The sequence below is a fragment of the Armatimonas sp. genome (assembly GCF_964826245.1).
Genome location: NZ_CBAYMC010000374.1, coordinates 1 through 3,118 on the forward strand (window position 1 = coordinate 1; position 3,118 = coordinate 3,118).

A 3,118-nucleotide genomic window follows, 5' to 3' on the forward strand; every position below is an offset into this window, starting at 1 on the left:
GGCACGGCATCACAGCCCACCACGCAGCCTACCAGTCCCAGCACCAGAGCCCATCCCCACACTCGTGTCATGTCTCAGTCTACGACAGAAGCGCCAGGAATGTTCCCAAAACCCGCTCAATCCCCAGGTTCCGGCTTTCCCTGCTCCGCCCGGCGCAGCTTCGCGGCCTCATCACGCACTTCTTGGGTCTCCTTCGCTCCTGGAATCGGAATTGCCTCTAGCGCACGGCGAGCCTCGGTAAGCCGCCCGAGATGCCGGAGTGCCTGAATCTCGTAGACCCACGCTGACAGTTCATACCCAAAGCGCTGGAGCACGGGCTCCTCGTTATTGGCATAGTACTTCAGGCTCTGCCGTGCAAGGCTGAGTAAGTCCGTCCAGCGCTCTTCCTGCTCGGCAACCCACTGCTGATAGAAAACTCGATCTTCCTCGAAACGAGCCTTATAACCGCCTGCCAGATCCAGTACCTTGAGCGCATCGGCGTAGTCAGGCAAGAGCAGTGTTTTCGGACGGGCAATTGTCACGGGGAAGTGTGCCCAGCGCGTGTGATAAATCGTCTTGTCCTTGCTATCTTGCTCGTTAAAGTGAATCGTGATGTCAAAGGTCTGTGGCTTCCACGGCCCCATAAGCGGCTTCTTGAGGATAAAACAGGCTCCCTGAACCACTTCGCCCGATATGGTTAGGCCTCGATCTTTGCCGTTACTGACTTCCATGTACGGCTCCATCGCACTGGTTGCGTGAATGTAGGGAGACTCACGACTGCTCGTATGGCCCATCGAGAGATTGCTCTCCTCTGTGTGGCGCTTTTTCTCCCGCGAGCCATCCGTGAAGAGCACAAAGACATCCCCTCGCGCGTTCACCTGCACATCGCGTAGGGCAATCGTCCGGCTCGCAAATGTCTTTGTGGCAAGCGGCTTTACGAAGCGCTTCCCTGCCGCCTCCCCAAAACGATCCCACTCGTAGATTTTCGCACCGGGAAAACGTGTGTCAAATGTCGCAGAGGGAAAGGGGCGGTGCCAGTCATAGTCCAAGCGTGTCTGCGTCTCCCAGGCTCCGTTGGTGAGTGCCTGAATCTCCACTCGATCCACACATCGTCGCTCCAGATCTACCCACACAATAAAGCGACGTTTCTCCCTTCCTGAAGAAAGAGGGCTAGGAATACTCGATTCCTCCACGAAGCGACGGAACCGTCGGCCATCGCGCAGTACTTCCCCTTCATCTACCACACCCGGCGGGCGACGGATCAGGCGACGACCTGCCTCCTGTGCCTTTTGTGCACTTTCCCGGCTATTCGCAAGCTGCGTGCTGGTGTAGCTATCTTTCTGCCAGGTGACCAGCTTCATCCCCGGTCGGTAGTACCAGCGATAGCCTCCCTCCACGATCTGTAGCGCTCTCTCCCCAAAGTACACGTCATCGCGAATCTTGCCCTTTTCGTACCATAGCTCTTGGAAGAGCTGTGGCTTTCCCTGAATCAGAGCATACATCCGCGTATGCAGACTATCCGCACTCAAGGTTTTCTCGGCATCACGAAGCACTCCCGCCAGAGCCATACGAGGGGCAAAGACAAATCCTATCAGTGCTCCGGCGACAACCAGTCCCCCCACGGTTAGTCCCAGCGCAAGAGCACGGCGTGGACGGTGTTTCTGTGCCAGCCGTGCAATTTGTGACTCTAGCGTCGCGCTAGGAGCAGGTGCAACTTTCAGCATAGGTAGTTTCTCCTGAAAAGGTGTTTCATCATCGAGGTTCATTTAGAGTTCCTCCGAACAAAAGTAGGCTTTCCCGTGCTCACGAGCGCTCTGTCGGGCACGGTAGAGAAGCTGGGAGATCGCCGTTTCTGACTTTCCCAGCGCGAGTGCAATCTCCGCAAGGCTAAGCTGCTCGACATACTTGAGCAAGAGCGCCTCTTTCTGAAGCTCAGGAAGCGCCTCCAGCACGCACCGGAGCGCCCGCGCTGTCTCCGCCCTCTCCACACTTGCCTCAGGGCCACCGGGTGCGAGCAGCGACTCGGGGAGCGGGAGGGTTTCACGGTTTTTAGGGCGGCGCAGGTGATCCGCGACTTTGTGACGTGCAATCCCAAAGAGCCAGGCCCGTGCGGGATCGTGCTCTGAGCCCTGGGGAGCGGGTGCCGGACAGCGAGAGAGCGCCCGAAACGCCGCCCCAAAGACCTCCGCCGTGATGTCTTCTGCAGCATCCGCTCCCACACGTGTCGCCACATAGGAGAGCACCGCACTCAGATAGCGGGCTCGAAGCACATCTGCCGTCGTCTGCGGCTTGCGGAAAAGCATCACAGCCCTCTCATCGGAAGAAGCGGGCGAAATCTAACGCTTGACCCGCCCACTGAAAGTGAGCGTCTCTAGGCGTTCCGCCAAAAAGTCGCTCCGCGACTAAATTCGGTTAATCGCGGAGCGATTTCTTAGCTGAGGCACGAAGCTCTTAGACGCCGATTTCAATCGGCGGTCAGAGTTTATGCTTGCCAGGTCCAATTTTGCGAGGGGCTTTATCGCCGGGCAGGGTGACTTCAGCGGTGACATTGCCAGGAAGTTCAACTTCAAAGACGAAGCCACCGCGCCGGGTATCGAAGGCAAGCTTGAGCGGGCCTCGGATGGTAGGAACCGTGAGTTTGGCCCACTCCAGGCCGCCTGTCTGGGGAGCGAGGGCGATCTTTCCATAACCAGGCTCTAGCGCTTCTAGGCCAAAGAGCCCACGAGGGATCAGATTGGCGGGCGCAGAACCCCAGGCGTGGCTGAAGGTAAGATTCGGCTTGAACTTGGCGTCCCATGCCTCGGCAGTCATGGTGGCCCCCATCTCTAACATATGCCGCCACGAGCGCTCACCCGGAGCGAGCATGAGCTTGACGGCGGTCTCTGCCTCGCCCTCGGCAAAGAGCGCTTCTAAAAGATACTGCGCGGCGTAGACACTGCACGCCATGCCCTTGGACTTGAGCAAGGCCACGACGGTAGCTCGGTTGGCATCGGGCACGAGCCCAAAGGCAAGCGGAAAGAGATTGGCATGGAGCGAGGCATGGTCGCTGCCCTCACCGTCTCGAAAAACACCGCGTGCGGGATCGAGAAAAGTTGCCAAATATGCCTTGCGTACGCGCTGGGCTTCCTGCTCGTAGTCT

3 protein-coding genes are annotated in these 3,118 nt (G+C 58.3%); all 3 read right to left on the bottom strand.

Annotated features, from left to right (window positions below; translation table 11 throughout):
• Positions 1–116: 116 nt before the first annotated feature.
• The gene (locus AC1XOS_RS21640) at positions 117–1,703 is read right to left on the bottom strand and encodes a hypothetical protein (RefSeq protein ID WP_481964286.1); all 1,587 of its coding nucleotides are present in this window, start codon (positions 1,701–1,703) and stop codon (positions 117–119) included.
• Between the two features lie 42 nt (positions 1,704–1,745).
• On the bottom strand, positions 1,746–2,282 hold the full coding sequence (locus AC1XOS_RS21645) for an RNA polymerase sigma factor (protein ID WP_481964288.1): 537 nt from the start codon (positions 2,280–2,282) through the stop codon (positions 1,746–1,748).
• 172 nt (positions 2,283–2,454) lie between these two features.
• On the bottom strand, positions 2,455–3,118 hold a 664-nt coding region (locus AC1XOS_RS21650; protein WP_481964287.1), incomplete at its 5' end, for an alpha-L-rhamnosidase-related protein.